Source organism: Spirillospora sp. CA-142024, from assembly GCF_050942325.1.
Lineage (GTDB): Bacteria > Actinomycetota > Actinomycetes > Streptosporangiales > Streptosporangiaceae > Spirillospora.
In genome coordinates this window covers 1,273,013-1,285,578 of sequence record NZ_CP192077.1, presented here as the reverse complement: position 1 = coordinate 1,285,578, position 12,566 = coordinate 1,273,013, and the positions used below count along the sequence as shown (strand labels likewise).

Below are 12,566 nucleotides of genomic sequence, written 5' to 3'. Positions count from 1 at the left end.
CGCACATTGGCCCGGAGGCGTAATCCCACGGGCTACAAGCGCCTTTCCCGAATGTGTCCGGCGGCCCGATGTCCGCCGCCAGCGGCCACGACACCGTTGTCCGCATGAAGCGCTGGGTGTCATTGTTTCTGGCTCTCGAAATCCTGGCGATCGTGGTCTTCTCCGCCGCCTACGACTCGCTGGACTTCCATATCTACTGGCTGGGCGGAGACGCCGTAACGCACGGCGCGCGCCTCTACCAGGAGCAGCTCGCCGACCATTGGTACACCAATACGCCTTTCATGGCGGCGCTGTTCACTCCGCTTGCCGCCCTGCCACTCACTCTGGCCCGGATGCTGTGGCAGCTGGCATCACTCGCGGCCTTCATCTGGGCCTGCCGGGCGACATTGAAAATGACCGGCCGCCACGTTCCCCTGGTGGCCGTCGTAGCCGCGGGCCTCCTCCTGCAACCGGTCTGGCAGTCGTTCTTCCTGGGGCAGGTCAACCTTTTCCTGCTGGCCCTCGTCCTCGCGGACCTGCACCGCGTCGCACTCGGCCGCCCGGCCGGGATCGGCATCGGCATCGCGACCGCGATCAAACTGACCCCGGCCGTCTTCGTCGTCCTCCTCCTGCTGACACGGAGAACGAAGGACGCGGTCACCGCCACCGCCGCCTTCGCCGTCTGCACCTTGCTCGCCTACGCCATCGCCCCGGACGCGTCCCGCCTCTATTGGCTGCACACCTTCTACGACACCTCTCGCGTGGGCGTCCCGTACATCAGCAACCAATCCCCCTACGGCGCGCTGACCCGCATATTGCGGGGAACGGCCGAGGTCGGCGACTGGTACACCGCCATCCCGCTGACGATCGGTGTTCTCGGCCTCACGGTCGCCGCCATCTGGGCAAGGCGCGGCGACTGGCTGAGCGCCACAGCGGTCACCGGCGTGACCGGCCTGCTGGTCTCCCCCATTTCCTGGGCGCACCACTGGGTCTGGATCGTCCCGGCCCTGGCGGTGCTGCTCCGAAACGGCAACCGGAAGACCGCCGCCTGCACCTTCACCCTCTTCGCTCTGTCGCCCTTGTGGTGGACGCCCCACAACGGCGACCCGCGCGAGTACGGCGTCAACCTCCTGACCCCGGTCGCCAACTGCTACCTGATAGCCGGCCTGGTCTTCCTGACCTGCATGACGATCCGCCTTCGGATCACCACCGGTCGTGGTGGACGGCGGCCTCCAGAGCTCGTCGGTGCCGCCAGCCGTGCCGTTCCAGATCCGGCGTCCGTTCGAGGTGGGTGACCGGGCCTAGGCAGAGCCACGCGACCGGACGAATCCCCTCGGGAATGCCGAGCAGGTCACGAAGGTACGTCTCCCGATAGAACGACACCCAGCCGACCCCCAGGGCCTCGGCGGTGGCGGCGAGCCACAGATTCTGGATGGCCAGGCAGACCGAGTACAGTCCCGCGTCGGCGATCGCGTGCCTGCCGAGAACCGCCGGACCGCCGCGCTCCGGGTCATAGGTGACCACGACCGACAGGCTGGACTCCAGCACCCCGTCGATCTTTATCCGGGCGAAGACGTCGGCGGCGGCCCCGGTCAACGTGGCCGCGAAGGCGGCGCGTTCGGACTGGACGTGGCCATGAAAGGCGCGCCGGATGGCAGGGTCGCCGACGAGGATGAAATCCCAAGGCTGGGACAGCCCGACACTCGGCGCGGCGTGCGCGGCCGTCAGGACCCGGTCGAGGACGTCCCGCGGAATCGGTGCACCGGTGAATTCGGCGCGCACGTCACGGCGGCGGTGAATGGCGTCGTAGATGTTCATGGGCAGGCTCCCGCTGCGTCGGGCCGCCGCGAACGGCGGCCGCGTGGAGCGAGGCCGGTCTTCGGACTCCCGGATCGACGCTCGACCGCCCGCCTTCCCGGCCGTACGGCCAGTGGCTGCGCGAACGCGCCTGGGCGGCAGCTCCCCGGTCACCGCGGCGGGCCCGTGCCGGACTTCCACCGGCTTCCCGATTCTCCCCCGCATGGGGGCACCCCGCGTCAGTTCATGCCATCCGGAACCCTACCCGGGCAACCACTCCTCAGAAGGCGGCCACCTCGGGATAGTGCCGGATGAAGTCCGCCCGGGCGATGTCCGCCTCGGACGCGTCGATCGCGATGGCGATGTGTCCGCGGCTCGCATGGAGGGACCAGTCACCGCCCGCGTCGCGATAGGCGCTGAAGGCGGCGGCGAACTGCTCCGCCGTCCCGATGACGGCGTCTGACAGGTAGGCGGCCGAACCCTCGCCGGAAAGCGGGGAGGCGCCCAACCTGCCGACCGATTCGAGGACGCCCGTCTCCCCGGCGGCCGAGAAGAACTCCGTGAGTTCGTCGGCGCTCGCGGCGTCGGGGGCGATGGGGTGCACACCGCCCGCCCTTTCCGGCTCGCCGTCCGACAGGGCGAATCCGGCGGCGACCTGCCTGTCGTCGACCTCCAGACCGAAGACCCTCTGTATCGCCTCGGCGCCCAGGCTGAACGCCTTGACCTGATGGTCGGAGTGGTCGCGCGGCTTGAGCTCCTGCGTCTCCGGCGCGAACGCCACCCCGCCCGCCGCCATCAGATCCATCAGATGCCCGTGCTGCAACGATCACAGAACCAGCCGCCGATCACCACCCCTCCACGACCACGAGCGAGCCGAGCAGCCGCCGCAGCAGGCCACCGCGGGGCCGCCGCTCGATCCGCCTCGCCCGCACGGCCTGACGCCGGGTCGGGGGCCTGGAGTGCACGGCCGGACGGGACGCCCGGGAAGGTGGGGGCGCGCCCCGTCCGGCCGTGCGGTTCTGGAGGGACGCGTACCGGCCGGCGTGAGCGCGGCGGGTCAGCTCGTGCAGCAGGCGCCCGAGCGTGGCCGGGTCGGGGGCCTCGACCAAGCGGTCACCGGTCATCGCCCACCAGCTCCCCGTGTACTCGCCCAGCCAGACGCAGCAACCGGGGAAACGGCGCGCCAGCTCGGCCGCGACCCGCTCGGGGTCGAGTTCGGCCGCCGCCCACGGCGTCACCGCTCGTCCCCGGACAGGTAGCCCAGCACGAACACGGCCGCGTCCGTGACCCGGTCGGCGGGCGCGATCGGCTCGCCCCACGATGTGAAGTACCAGAGCCCCGCACCGTCCTCGTCCCGGGTACGGCAGGAGATCGTGTCGCCCGTGTGTTGTGTGCAGCAGCTCTTGACGTGCGGGTTCCTCACTCGGAGCCCGTCGGAGTCCAACTGGACGTCGAGCTTGCGCGCGGCCAGATGCGCGGCAAGCGCCGCCAGCCGGACCTCAGGGGTCATACCATCGTCCACAGCCAGGACCTCTTTTCCTGGTCAGGCCCCGACCCACATGGTGTGTCAGCACCGGGTCGGGGCCGCTTTCGTTTCCGGGGGACGGGACGCACCTCAACTCATCCCGCGACTCTCAGTAAATCGACGTCACAGGGCGCGAGAAAAGATGAGAATGCGGAGACAGACCCGGAGACACCCGGAGACTCGAAAGTCTCCGGGTCCACAAAGGGGGCACATGCCAATGACTGCCCAAAATCCCCCAATATGGGCAGCCCGCCTCCGCTTCGAGCGTGAAGCGCGAGGCTGGAGTAAACACGAGATGGCCAGGCAACTCCTGAGAACGGACGGCCTGAAGCAAGGAAACCCGGCCAACCTCGCACGTCAGATCTACGACTGGGAGAAGGGCCAGAATTTTCCTCGCGACTGGGCCAACGCCTACGCAAAAGCGTTCAAATTAGACCCTTCAGACCTCTTCTCAACCGGGGAGGCGCAAGGGGCATCCTCTACCTATGACCCCGACTGCGAGTTCGAGGACGACGACGTGAAGCGCCGTGCCCTGCTCGGCCTCCTCGCCACCACCGCCGCGGCGGCGCCCTTCGTCCGCGACGCCGAACACCTCCGGGCCGCTCTCACCGGAACCCTCACCACCCAGGCCACGACCCGCGACGCCGACGCCTGGGAACGGGTCGCCTTCGACTACGCCCACGAGGCCGGTTTCCTCCCGCCCGAGCAGGTACTCCCCGAGATGCTCGCCGACCTGTCCGAACTCGACCTGCTGATAGCTCGCGCGACAGGCAGCGTCCGGCCACGCCTCATCCGGACGGCGGCGCAGCTCTCCATGTTCACCGCCATCTCCCTGACCGGCCTCGGCGACGTGCGGGGCGCACGCCGATGGTGGCGAACAGCCGTCCGCGCCGCCGACGAGTCCGGCGACATGCTCATCGCCTCCCACGCCCGCGCGCGAGAGGCGGTGTACGCGCTCTTCGACAACCGCCCCGAGCAATCAGTCCTGGATCTCGCCGATGAGGCCATAGCGATCAGCCACAACACGCCCTGCCCGGGACTGGCCGGGGGGCACGCAGCCAGAGCACAGGCACTCGCCCAGACAGGTCGTCACACCGAAGCGCTGGAGGCTCTGGACGACCTCAAGCGCGTGTTCGACCGGCTACCCGACCGCATCCGGGATGATCAGGAGACCCAGTTCGGCTGGTCGATCAAGCGGATGCACCACACCGCCGGCTTCGTGCACACCCACATCGGCGATCACAAGCGGGCTCGCCAGGCCCAGGACGAGGCTTTGGCCGCCTACACGTCCAAGAGCGTGCTCGGGCCCGCGCAGGTCGAGATGTACCGCGCGACGACGCTCATCCAGGAAGGCGACGCCGACGCGGGGGCCCAGCATGTGATGAGCGTCCTGGACCGGCTACCCACCGCCCACCGCAGATCCCAAACCGTCCGCAAGAACGCCGTGACCGCACTCGCGATGGCATCGCCCAAGGACGCCCGGAGACCCGCCGTGCGGGACGCCTACGCGATGCTCGCCACCGCTGCGTCCTAGCGAACTGACACCCAGCCAACGATCGGTCAACGACAAGTGCGGGTGCTCCAGAGTGGGTTGATGCCGCCCGCGCGGTCGGTGCGGCCGGTCATGTCCGCATGCCTCTCCAGCGGACGACCGGGACCGTGGCAAGCGTGCGCTGCGGGCGATCGAGACGGGCTGCCGGCCGTCCTGCAGCCCGTGGCTCGCCGGGGGCGTCATCGTCCTCATGGCCGTGGTCGGGTCGGCCGAGCGCTGCCACTTACCGCCCCGAGGACCAGGGTCTATAGCTGATTGATAGCTGTCTGAAAGGGCGGTCCGTGTATCCAGATGGCAGCGATCCGCGCAGCGGCGGATCACTGGCACGGGGAGAGAATGTGACAACGAAGCGGGTCGGCAGAATCGGGGGCATGACGGCGGTGGCCGCCGTCATCGCGGGCCTCACACTCGCCGGAGCGGGCACGGCGCACGCCGACGGCGGGGCGATCTCCGGATACGGCTACGCCGGTGGCGGCTACTGGTGCGAGCCGGACTCGCGCATCAAGCAGATGCCCGGCAGACCGCTCCAGGCGGGTTGGGTCCGCATCTGGGTCACCGGATCGGACTTCAACGGGCAGGGGCAGACCATGCAGTTCAAGGTCATCGACCCCAGGACCAACAAAGCCGACGGATATTCGGGCTGGTTCGCCATCCCGAACAGTGGTTACCGAGACGTCGCGCTCCTGCACGGGACCTGGAAGTTCAAGATCTGCGCGACCTTCGGCGGCGGCACACCGAACAAGGCCTACCGCTGGTGGGGCAAGATCGATTACTTCACGTAGTCACGCGCCTGCACGGGCCTTCCAACAGCGGTGCGTCCACGGTTGAGCACAACGACGAGACGCCCCGCATCCGCCGACGCGGAGGCGGGGCGCTGCGTGCTGGACCGTCCGCAAGAGCGCCGTGTGCGCGCTCGCGATGGCATCACCAGAGACGGCTTGCTCTGGCTCTTCACCAGGCCGGATGCCGCCGGCGGGGACCTGCGTACCGGCCTCGGGCATGTCGACATGCTCGAAGATGAGCAGCTCGGGAACGGCGCGATACCTGATCACGTAGGCGGCGACACGAAGCCTCGGCGAGTTCACCCGGCCATTCTCAATCGCGCAGGTCCACGGAAATGTGCGGGGAGAGGGCGCGGAGGAAGTCGGGGGCGTCGAAGATCTCGCCGGCGGAGGCGACACCGGTCGTCCTGGTCCGGCCGGTGAGGATGCGGTCGACCGCTTCCACCGCGAGCGGTGCGGTGATCGCGTAGATGTCCTGGCCGCGCGCCACGGCGCGCCGTTCAGCGCCTCCGGAGCGCACGACGACGTCGACGACGAAGGTCTGCGCGGACCGCCCGTGCTCGTCGGCCGCGACCGGCGCCGGGGTGTCCGGGGACGATAGATCCCCGGCCGCCTCGACCGTCATGTAGTTGCGCACCTCGGGGATGGCCAGGTGACTGGGGACGGTGACGACGTCGGCCATCGTGAACTCCCCGATGACGGTCCGGGTGCCCATCGGGGCGGGGAAGGGCCACTCCAGGGTCGGCGGCTCGTCCTGGCGGTACTCCAGCCGTCCGTTCGCGTATCGGACGCGTCGGCCGTCCCGCCGGTGCCGGGAGACCGCGCCCGCGGCCCGCGTCCCCGCGGTGGGGTGCCAGCTGTTCAGTCCGTAGGCGATGTGCGCCTCCTCGGCCGCCGTCCAGTCGCCCATCGCGGCGGTCGTGAGCAGGTCACCGAGGCCGCCGAAGAAGGCCATGGCAGGGACGATCACCGCTCCGGCGGTGCGCGCACGGTCCCTGAAGTGCGTGAACGTCTCGGCGTTGGCCTCGATCTCGGCGGCCACGTCCACGTAGGGGATCCCGGCGCGCAGTGCCGCTTCGATCACCGGGGCGGCGGTCGTGGCGAAGGGCCCGGCGCAGTTGATCACGGCCGCGGCACCGGCCAGTGCGCGGTCGAGCGAGGCCGGGTCGTCGACGGACGCCGGGCGAACGTCCAGTCCGGGTCCGGACGCCGCCAGCGCCTTCAGCTTGACGGCGTCGCGGCCGGACAGGACGGAGACGAACCCGCGATTCAGCAGTTGCGCCACCACGAACCGCCCGGTGTGCCCGTATGCGCCGAACACCGCCACCGTGCGTCCCGATCCCATGGGTTCTCCTCGTGCTCAACAGGTGTGTCAACGGACATCCTGTCCAGGGCGGGTGAAGCGCGCGAGCGTCTGGAACGCCAATGCCCGTACAATTCCGGACATGCACACTGTCGCGCTGGCCGTCACCGACGGGATGCTGCACTTCGAGCTGTCCTTGGCGTCCGAGGTTTTCGGGGCGCCCCCAGCCGGTGTGGACGTCCCCTGGTACAGCGTCGCCGTCTGCGGGCCTCGCGCCGTGCGGGTCGGCCGGTTCCTGCTGGAGCCCGACCACGGCTTCGACGGGTTGACGCGCGCCCACACCGTGATCGTCCCGGGCTGGGCCGATGTCGACCAGGACCCACCCGCCGCGCTGGTCGACGCGGTACGCGCGGCCCACGAGGCGGGCGCACGCGTGGCCTCGCTCTGCACGGGCGCTTTCGTGCTGGCCGCCGCAGGCCTGCTGGACGGCCGCCGCGCGACCACGCACTGGGCGCACACCCGGGTCCTGGCCGCCCGCTACCCCCGGGTGAAGGTGGACCCGGACGTCCTCTATGTGGACAACGGCAGCGTCCTCACCTCCGCCGGCAAGGCCGCCGCCATGGACCTGTGCCTCCACCTCGTCCGCCTCGACCACGGCTCGTCGATCGCCAACGCGGCCGCCCGCCGCCTGGTCGTGCCGCCGCACCGGGACGGCGGCCAGGCGCAGTTCGTCACCACTCCGGTGCCCGCTCCTGGCAACCATCCGCTCGGCGAGCTGTTCCCCTGGGTGATCGAACGTCTGGACCGTCCGCTGACCGTGGAGGACCTGGCCCGGCAGGCGAACATGAGCTCGCGCAACCTTGGCCGCCACTTCAGGTCGGCGACCGGTACCACCCCACTGCAGTGGCTGCTGACCCAGCGGATCCGCCACGCCCAGGAGCTGCTGGAGACCACCGACGACGGCATCGACTCCATCGCGGCGGCCACCGGCATGGGCACCGCCACCACACTGCGGCGGCATTTCAACCGCACGGTCGGCGTGCCCCCGGACACCTACCGCCGCACCTTCCGCGCCCAACGGCCGACCCCCGCGGCTCCCGCAACGACCTGACGTCCGGTGGACGACGGCTGGTCAGCGAGGGCCGTCGGGCCGCCGACTTCGGCCACGATCACAGCGGTTTTCCGTTGACCTCCAGGGAGACGGTGATGTTGTCGCGGGTGGCGTTGGAGTAGGGGCAGACCTGGTGCGCTGCCCTGACCAGGTCTGCTGCCTGATCAGGGGTGAGTGAGGGCAGGGAGATCCGCAGTTCCGCGCCGAGTTTGAAGCGGCCGCCGTCGATCGGGATCAGGGAGACCGACGCGTCGATCTCCGCGTCATCGGCCTTGAGGTTCTCGCGGCCGCCGACCAGGGCGAGGGTCGTGCCGAAGCAGGCCGCGTAGCCGATCGCGAAGAGCTGCTCGGGGTTGGTCCCCTCGCCGTCTCCGCCCAGTTCCTTGGGCAGCCGCAGATCCAGGTCCAGCCGGCCGTCGGACGTGCGGCCGCGGCCGTCCCTGCCTCCGGCGACGTGGGCTTCCGCGGTGTAGAGCGCCTTGGACATGATGAGCTCCTTTCCTTATTTAGAACTTTGCACTTCAAAAACAGGAAGTCAATCGCTAGGGTCGGGGAACCACGACGAACCGGGGAGGCCGGATGGCGAGGGTGGAGGTCGGGTACCTGCTGCCGACCCGCGAACAGGACATCCTGGGCGATTACGACCTGGGACGGCTGGTCGCGCAGGCGCGGCGCGCCGAGGAGGCGGGGCTGGACTCGGTCTGGGCGGGCGACAGCCCCGTGACCAGGCCGCGCGCCGATCCGCTGCTGCTTCTGGCGGCGGTGGCCGAGGCCACCGAGCGGGTCGCGCTCGGCACGGCGGTGCTGCTGCCCGCGCTGCGCCATCCGATCCTGCTGGCCCATCAGCTCGCCACGCTCGACCGGCTGTCGGACGGACGGGTGATCGCGGGCATGGGCGGCGGGTTCCCGAACCCGGCCACCGAAGCCCAGTTCGCGGCGGTCGGCATCGGATTCGCCCGCCGGATCGGGCGCATGGAGGAGTCCATCGAGGCGATGCGGCGGCTCTGGTCGGGGGACGCGGTCTCCTTCGCGGGCGAGCACTTCGCGTTCGAGGACGTCCGGCTCGCGCCGCCGCCGTCCCGTCCCGGAGGTCCGCCGATCTGGCTCGCGGGCAGCGGCGAGGCCGCGTTGCGGCGGGTGGCCCGGATCGCCGACGGGTGGCTGCCCTACCCGCCCGAAGTGGCGACGTACGCGAAAGAACGCGAGGCCGTCGGGAAGGCGAACCCGGCCCTGTACGCGACCCTCTGCCTGGACGACGACCCGGAGAAGGCGCGCCGGCGGCTCCGGACGAGCATCGAGCGCTATTACAACGCGCCATTGGAGTTCATCGCGTCCATCCAGGCCTTGTTCGCCGGGACCGCCCAGGACGCCGCCGACTGGTTGAACGGCTACGTCGAGGCGGGCGCCCGCCATCTCGTCATCCGCCTGGCGACCGATGACCACGAGGCGGGCCTGGAGGAATTCGCCGACCGGGTGCTGCCCATGATGAAGGAGACGCGATGACCACGTTCGTTCTCGTCCACGGGGCCTGGCACGGTGCTTGGGCGTGGGACGAGGTCGTCCCGCTGCTGAACGCCGCCGGGGCGCGCACGCTCACCCCGGACCTCGGCGGAGACCAAGGCCTTCACGACCATGCCGAGGCGGTCGTCGCCGCCCTCGACGACGTCCAGGATGAGCTGGTGCTCGTCGGGCACAGTTACGCGGGCCTGGTCGTGCGGGAGGCCGCCGACGCGCGGCCCGGCACCGTCGGCCACATCGTTCTGATCGACGGATGGGCGGGGGCGGACGGCGCGAGCTTGTTCAGCCTGGCTCCCGACGGCTTCGCCGAGACGGTCGGCGCGGCGGCCGAGGCGCGCGGGGACGGCCGCATTCCGCCCCCGCCCCCGGCGATGTTCGGCATCACCGACCCCGGTGACGCGGAGCGGCTGGCGCCGCGCCTCGTCCCGCAGCCGCTGCGCACGTTCGCCGAGCCCACCCGCCTCACGGGGGCCGTCGACAAGATTCCCGGCACGGCGATCTGCTGCAGCGGGTCGCCCTACCCCTTCGACAGGTTCGCCGAATCCATCGGATACCGGACGCTCGCGCTGGACGGCCCGCACAACGTGATGATGACCGACCCCGAGCCGCTCGCCCGGATGCTCCTGGAGGTCGTTCAAGAACAGGAAGCGCGAAGTCTAGAGTGATGAAGTGGAACAGCGAACGTACAACCAGTACTGCGCGACCGCGCGCACCCTCGACCTCGTCGGCGAGCGCTGGACGCTGCTGCTGGTCCGCGAGCTTCTGACCGGCCCGAAACGGTTCGGCGACCTCCAGGCGAGCCTGCGCGGCCTCGGTACCGGTCTGCTCGCCGCCCGCCTGAAGCATCTGGAACGCGAGGGGCTGGCGCGCAAGATCATGCTTCCGCCGCCCGCCCGCACCCCCGCGTACGCGCTCACCGAGGCCGGCGAGGAACTCGGTCCGGCCGTCCTGGCGCTGGCACGGTGGGGGCTGAAGTGGGCGATGGGCGAACGGCGCGAGACCGAGACGTTCCACCCCGGCTGGACGGTCCTCGGCCTGCGCGCCTGCTTCCAGCCCGAGGCCGCCGCCGGGCTACGCGCCGTGTACGAGTTCCAGATCGGTGACGAGGTCTTCCACGCCCGGATCGACGACGGGACGATCGAGGCGCTGCACGGCCCCGCCCAGCACCCGGACGCGACCATCACCATCAGCGAGGACGCGTTCCTCGACCTCACCGGCCAGGGCAGCACGTTCGCCGACGCGATCGAGAGCGGAACGGCGACGGCGACCGGCGACCGGGAGGCCCTGCGCAGCCTGAAGGGCCTGTTCCGCCTCCCTCCCCCGCACTCCCGGCCGTCCACCGGAAACCCTTGAGTCAGGGCCGCCCGGCGCCCGGGACGCGGACCTCGACGGCGAGGAGCCGGCCGCTGCCGGGCGTCACCATCTCGGACTCGGTCATGCCGCGCCATTCGGCGGCCGTGACGAACAGCGTCGTCCCGCCGGGGCCGCCCAGCACGCAGGCGAAAGCGCCACGGTCGAGATCGACGGTCTCCAGCACCTCGCCGCCCTCGGCGACCCGCACGCACCGCCGATGGGGGACGTCGGCGTACCAGACGGCGTTCTCCGCGTCCACGCAGATGCCGTCAGGGACGCCGTCGCCCAGCTCCGCCCAGACCCGCCGCCCCGACAGCCCGCCGTCCGCGCCGATATCGAAGGCGACCAGCCGGCTGCGGTACGAGTCGGCGACGATCAGCGTCGAGTCGTCGGGCGTCACCGCCATCCCGTTGGGGAACGCGATCTCCTCGGCGACCTGCCGGGCCGGGCCGTCCGGCGGCACCAGGAGGACGTGCCCGGGCCTGAACTCCTCCCCGGCCATCGGGTCGAAGCCCGCACCGTTCACGTAGACGTTGCCGCGGCCGTCGGCGACGATGTCGTTCCACCCCGGACGGCCGAGATCCGCGTGGGTGACCAGCGTCCCGTCGGGTTCAAGGCGGAGCAGCCGCCCGTCCGCCGACGCGACGATGACCAGCCGGTCGTCCGGGAGCCATGCCGTGCAGAGCGGCAGCGACTTCACGCGAGCGACGACCTCGCTGGATCCGTCCAGGCCGGCCGCGACGACCTCGCCCGCGGACCAGTCCGAGAAGTACAGCCTGTCACCGTGCCAGCGCGGCGACTCGACCAGCCCGCGCCCGGTCACCAGGATCCGCACCTCGCCCATTGCCCTCACCGTCCCTCTCCGCCGCCGGCTCGCCGTCCGGCGCCCCGGCGTCCTGTCCTCCATACGAACGGCCCCCGCATGTATCGACACGCCGGGGTGGCGGAACTCGTCGGCCGGCCGGTTCCCTCGGCCATGCGAGTACACACTGGAGGGGGTGAAAGTGTGTATTGTGTGGCCCATGGCGAGACTCAACATCACGCTGCCCGACGAGCTTGCCGCCACGCTCCAGGGGCTCGCCGAGGACAAGAAGATCGCCTCGGTGTCAGGGTTCCTCGCGGACGGGGCGCGCCTCAAGCTCGCCTATCTGCGCGACGCGTCCACCATCGACGACCTGTTCGGGCCGCCGAGTCCCGACGAGCAGGCCATGGTGGACCGCCTCGTCGAGGGCGGCGCGGCCCGCCGGGACGTCGCGTGATCACCGGTCACGTCTTCGACGCGACCGCCCTTCTGGACCTCGCGACCGGCAAGACCATCTACGTCCGCGCCCGGCTTCGCGCATCCATCGCCCAGCACGCGACGATCGTCATCCCCGCCACGTCCCTCGCCCGGGCCTGGCAGCTCGTCCCCGACCACGGCCGCGCCGTGCTGGAGCGGCTCCCCGGCATGCAGGTCGTCCATGTCGACGACCTCGACGACGTGATCGCCCAGCAGACCGGGCTCCTCGTCACCACGATCCCGAACCTCGGCATGGACGCCGCGCAGGCCGCCTGGTCCGCGCGCTGGCGCCGGTGGCCGCTGATCACCGCCGACCCGGACGTCTACGAGTCCGTCCCCGGCGTGCGGGTGGAACAGATCCCCTGAC

Annotated in this window: 16 protein-coding genes and 1 riboswitch; of the genes, 9 read left to right on the top strand and 7 right to left on the bottom strand. The window is 70.5% G+C overall.

Translation table 11 applies throughout. From position 1 onward, the window contains the following. Positions 1-104: 104 nt before the first annotated feature. Positions 105-1,274: a glycosyltransferase 87 family protein gene (locus ACQPZP_RS06360; RefSeq protein WP_433476697.1), complete on the top strand. Its 1,170-nt coding sequence runs from the start codon at positions 105-107 to the stop codon at positions 1,272-1,274. Here ACQPZP_RS06360 and bluB read toward each other — a convergent pair. From bluB to ACQPZP_RS06340, 4 genes are all read right to left on the bottom strand, one after another. Then, positions 1,183-1,797: a 5,6-dimethylbenzimidazole synthase gene (bluB, locus tag ACQPZP_RS06355; RefSeq protein ID WP_433476696.1), complete on the bottom strand. Its 615-nt coding sequence runs from the start codon at positions 1,795-1,797 to the stop codon at positions 1,183-1,185. The two genes, ACQPZP_RS06360 and bluB, sit on opposite strands and share 92 nt — an antisense overlap. 35 nt (positions 1,798-1,832) lie before the next feature. Next, positions 1,833-2,028, bottom strand: a riboswitch (cobalamin riboswitch). 28 nt (positions 2,029-2,056) lie between these two features. Then, a complete protein-coding gene (locus ACQPZP_RS06350) occupies positions 2,057-2,581 on the bottom strand; it encodes a hypothetical protein (protein WP_433476695.1) in 525 nt (174 codons plus the stop codon). A gap of 40 nt (positions 2,582-2,621) precedes the next feature. After that, complete coding sequence (locus ACQPZP_RS06345; RefSeq protein WP_433476694.1) at positions 2,622-3,014, bottom strand: hypothetical protein; 393 nt, start codon at positions 3,012-3,014, stop codon at positions 2,622-2,624. Next, positions 3,011-3,286 (bottom strand): hypothetical protein, encoded by a 276-nt coding sequence (locus tag ACQPZP_RS06340; RefSeq protein WP_433476693.1) that lies wholly within the window; start codon positions 3,284-3,286, stop codon positions 3,011-3,013. The genes ACQPZP_RS06345 and ACQPZP_RS06340 overlap by 4 nt, the downstream gene beginning before the upstream one ends. 532 nt (positions 3,287-3,818) lie before the next feature. Here ACQPZP_RS06340 and ACQPZP_RS06335 point away from each other — a divergent pair. Continuing rightward, complete coding sequence (locus ACQPZP_RS06335; protein ID WP_433476692.1) at positions 3,819-4,835, top strand: hypothetical protein; 1,017 nt, start codon at positions 3,819-3,821, stop codon at positions 4,833-4,835. A 389-nt stretch (positions 4,836-5,224) separates the two neighbouring features. Continuing rightward, on the top strand, positions 5,225-5,635 hold the full coding sequence (locus ACQPZP_RS06330; RefSeq protein WP_433476691.1) for a hypothetical protein: 411 nt from the start codon (positions 5,225-5,227) through the stop codon (positions 5,633-5,635). Between the two features lie 313 nt (positions 5,636-5,948). Here ACQPZP_RS06330 and ACQPZP_RS06325 read toward each other — a convergent pair whose 3' ends face one another. Continuing rightward, positions 5,949-6,980: a saccharopine dehydrogenase family protein gene (locus ACQPZP_RS06325; RefSeq protein ID WP_433476690.1), complete on the bottom strand. Its 1,032-nt coding sequence runs from the start codon at positions 6,978-6,980 to the stop codon at positions 5,949-5,951. Positions 6,981-7,080: 100 nt separating this feature from the next. On the opposite strand from ACQPZP_RS06325, the gene ACQPZP_RS06320 reads away from it, so the two are divergent. Continuing rightward, the gene (locus ACQPZP_RS06320; RefSeq protein ID WP_433476689.1) at positions 7,081-8,049 is read left to right on the top strand and encodes a helix-turn-helix domain-containing protein; all 969 of its coding nucleotides are present in this window, start codon (positions 7,081-7,083) and stop codon (positions 8,047-8,049) included. Between the two features lie 58 nt (positions 8,050-8,107). Here ACQPZP_RS06320 and ACQPZP_RS06315 read toward each other — a convergent pair whose 3' ends face one another. Further along, a complete protein-coding gene (locus tag ACQPZP_RS06315) occupies positions 8,108-8,536 on the bottom strand; it encodes an organic hydroperoxide resistance protein (RefSeq protein WP_433476688.1) in 429 nt (142 codons plus the stop codon). A gap of 92 nt (positions 8,537-8,628) precedes the next feature. Between ACQPZP_RS06315 and ACQPZP_RS06310 the strand changes: the two genes are divergently transcribed. The 3 genes from ACQPZP_RS06310 to ACQPZP_RS06300 are packed head-to-tail and all read left to right on the top strand — an operon-like array spanning position 8,629 to position 10,920. Continuing rightward, positions 8,629-9,552, top strand: coding sequence for an LLM class flavin-dependent oxidoreductase (locus ACQPZP_RS06310; RefSeq protein ID WP_433476687.1), 924 nt, complete (start codon positions 8,629-8,631; stop codon positions 9,550-9,552). Then, positions 9,549-10,232: an alpha/beta fold hydrolase gene (locus tag ACQPZP_RS06305; RefSeq protein WP_433476686.1), complete on the top strand. Its 684-nt coding sequence runs from the start codon at positions 9,549-9,551 to the stop codon at positions 10,230-10,232. The genes ACQPZP_RS06310 and ACQPZP_RS06305 overlap by 4 nt, the downstream gene beginning before the upstream one ends. 4 nt (positions 10,233-10,236) lie before the next feature. After that, entirely contained in the window at positions 10,237-10,920 is a 684-nt protein-coding gene (locus ACQPZP_RS06300; protein ID WP_433476685.1) for a winged helix-turn-helix transcriptional regulator, read from the top strand. A 1-nt stretch (position 10,921) separates the two neighbouring features. Here ACQPZP_RS06300 and ACQPZP_RS06295 read toward each other — a convergent pair whose 3' ends face one another. Beyond that, the gene (locus ACQPZP_RS06295) at positions 10,922-11,764 is read right to left on the bottom strand and encodes an SMP-30/gluconolactonase/LRE family protein (RefSeq protein WP_433476684.1); all 843 of its coding nucleotides are present in this window, start codon (positions 11,762-11,764) and stop codon (positions 10,922-10,924) included. Between the two features lie 178 nt (positions 11,765-11,942). Between ACQPZP_RS06295 and ACQPZP_RS06290 the strand changes: the two genes are divergently transcribed. Together ACQPZP_RS06290 and ACQPZP_RS06285 are read left to right on the top strand one after the other, a co-directional pair. Beyond that, positions 11,943-12,179 carry a hypothetical protein gene (locus ACQPZP_RS06290; RefSeq protein WP_433466645.1) on the top strand — a complete coding sequence of 79 codons (237 nt, stop codon included), beginning with the start codon at positions 11,943-11,945 and terminating at the stop codon, positions 12,177-12,179. Further along, positions 12,176-12,565 carry a hypothetical protein gene (locus ACQPZP_RS06285; RefSeq protein WP_433476683.1) on the top strand — a complete coding sequence of 130 codons (390 nt, stop codon included), beginning with the start codon at positions 12,176-12,178 and terminating at the stop codon, positions 12,563-12,565. Before ACQPZP_RS06290 ends, ACQPZP_RS06285 begins: the two co-directional genes overlap by 4 nt. The last annotated feature ends 1 nt before the right edge of the window (position 12,566 follow it).

Bases quoted from the DNA above. Each gene is read 5' to 3' on its own strand.
- ACQPZP_RS06360 (WP_433476697.1), top strand. From the start codon at position 105: ATGAAGCGCTGGGTGTCATTGTTTCTGGCTCTCGAAATCCTGGCGATC.
- bluB (WP_433476696.1), bottom strand. From the start codon at position 1,797: ATGAACATCTACGACGCCATTCACCGCCGCCGTGACGTGCGCGCCGAA.
- ACQPZP_RS06350 (WP_433476695.1), bottom strand. From the start codon at position 2,581: ATGGATCTGATGGCGGCGGGCGGGGTGGCGTTCGCGCCGGAGACGCAG.
- ACQPZP_RS06340 (WP_433476693.1), bottom strand. From the start codon at position 3,286: ATGACCCCTGAGGTCCGGCTGGCGGCGCTTGCCGCGCATCTGGCCGCG.
- ACQPZP_RS06330 (WP_433476691.1), top strand. From the start codon at position 5,225: ATGACGGCGGTGGCCGCCGTCATCGCGGGCCTCACACTCGCCGGAGCG.
- ACQPZP_RS06325 (WP_433476690.1), bottom strand. From the start codon at position 6,980: ATGGGATCGGGACGCACGGTGGCGGTGTTCGGCGCATACGGGCACACC.
- ACQPZP_RS06320 (WP_433476689.1), top strand. From the start codon at position 7,081: ATGCACACTGTCGCGCTGGCCGTCACCGACGGGATGCTGCACTTCGAG.
- ACQPZP_RS06315 (WP_433476688.1), bottom strand. From the start codon at position 8,536: ATGTCCAAGGCGCTCTACACCGCGGAAGCCCACGTCGCCGGAGGCAGG.
- ACQPZP_RS06310 (WP_433476687.1), top strand. From the start codon at position 8,629: ATGGCGAGGGTGGAGGTCGGGTACCTGCTGCCGACCCGCGAACAGGAC.
- ACQPZP_RS06305 (WP_433476686.1), top strand. From the start codon at position 9,549: ATGACCACGTTCGTTCTCGTCCACGGGGCCTGGCACGGTGCTTGGGCG.
- ACQPZP_RS06295 (WP_433476684.1), bottom strand. From the start codon at position 11,764: ATGGGCGAGGTGCGGATCCTGGTGACCGGGCGCGGGCTGGTCGAGTCG.
- ACQPZP_RS06290 (WP_433466645.1), top strand. From the start codon at position 11,943: ATGGCGAGACTCAACATCACGCTGCCCGACGAGCTTGCCGCCACGCTC.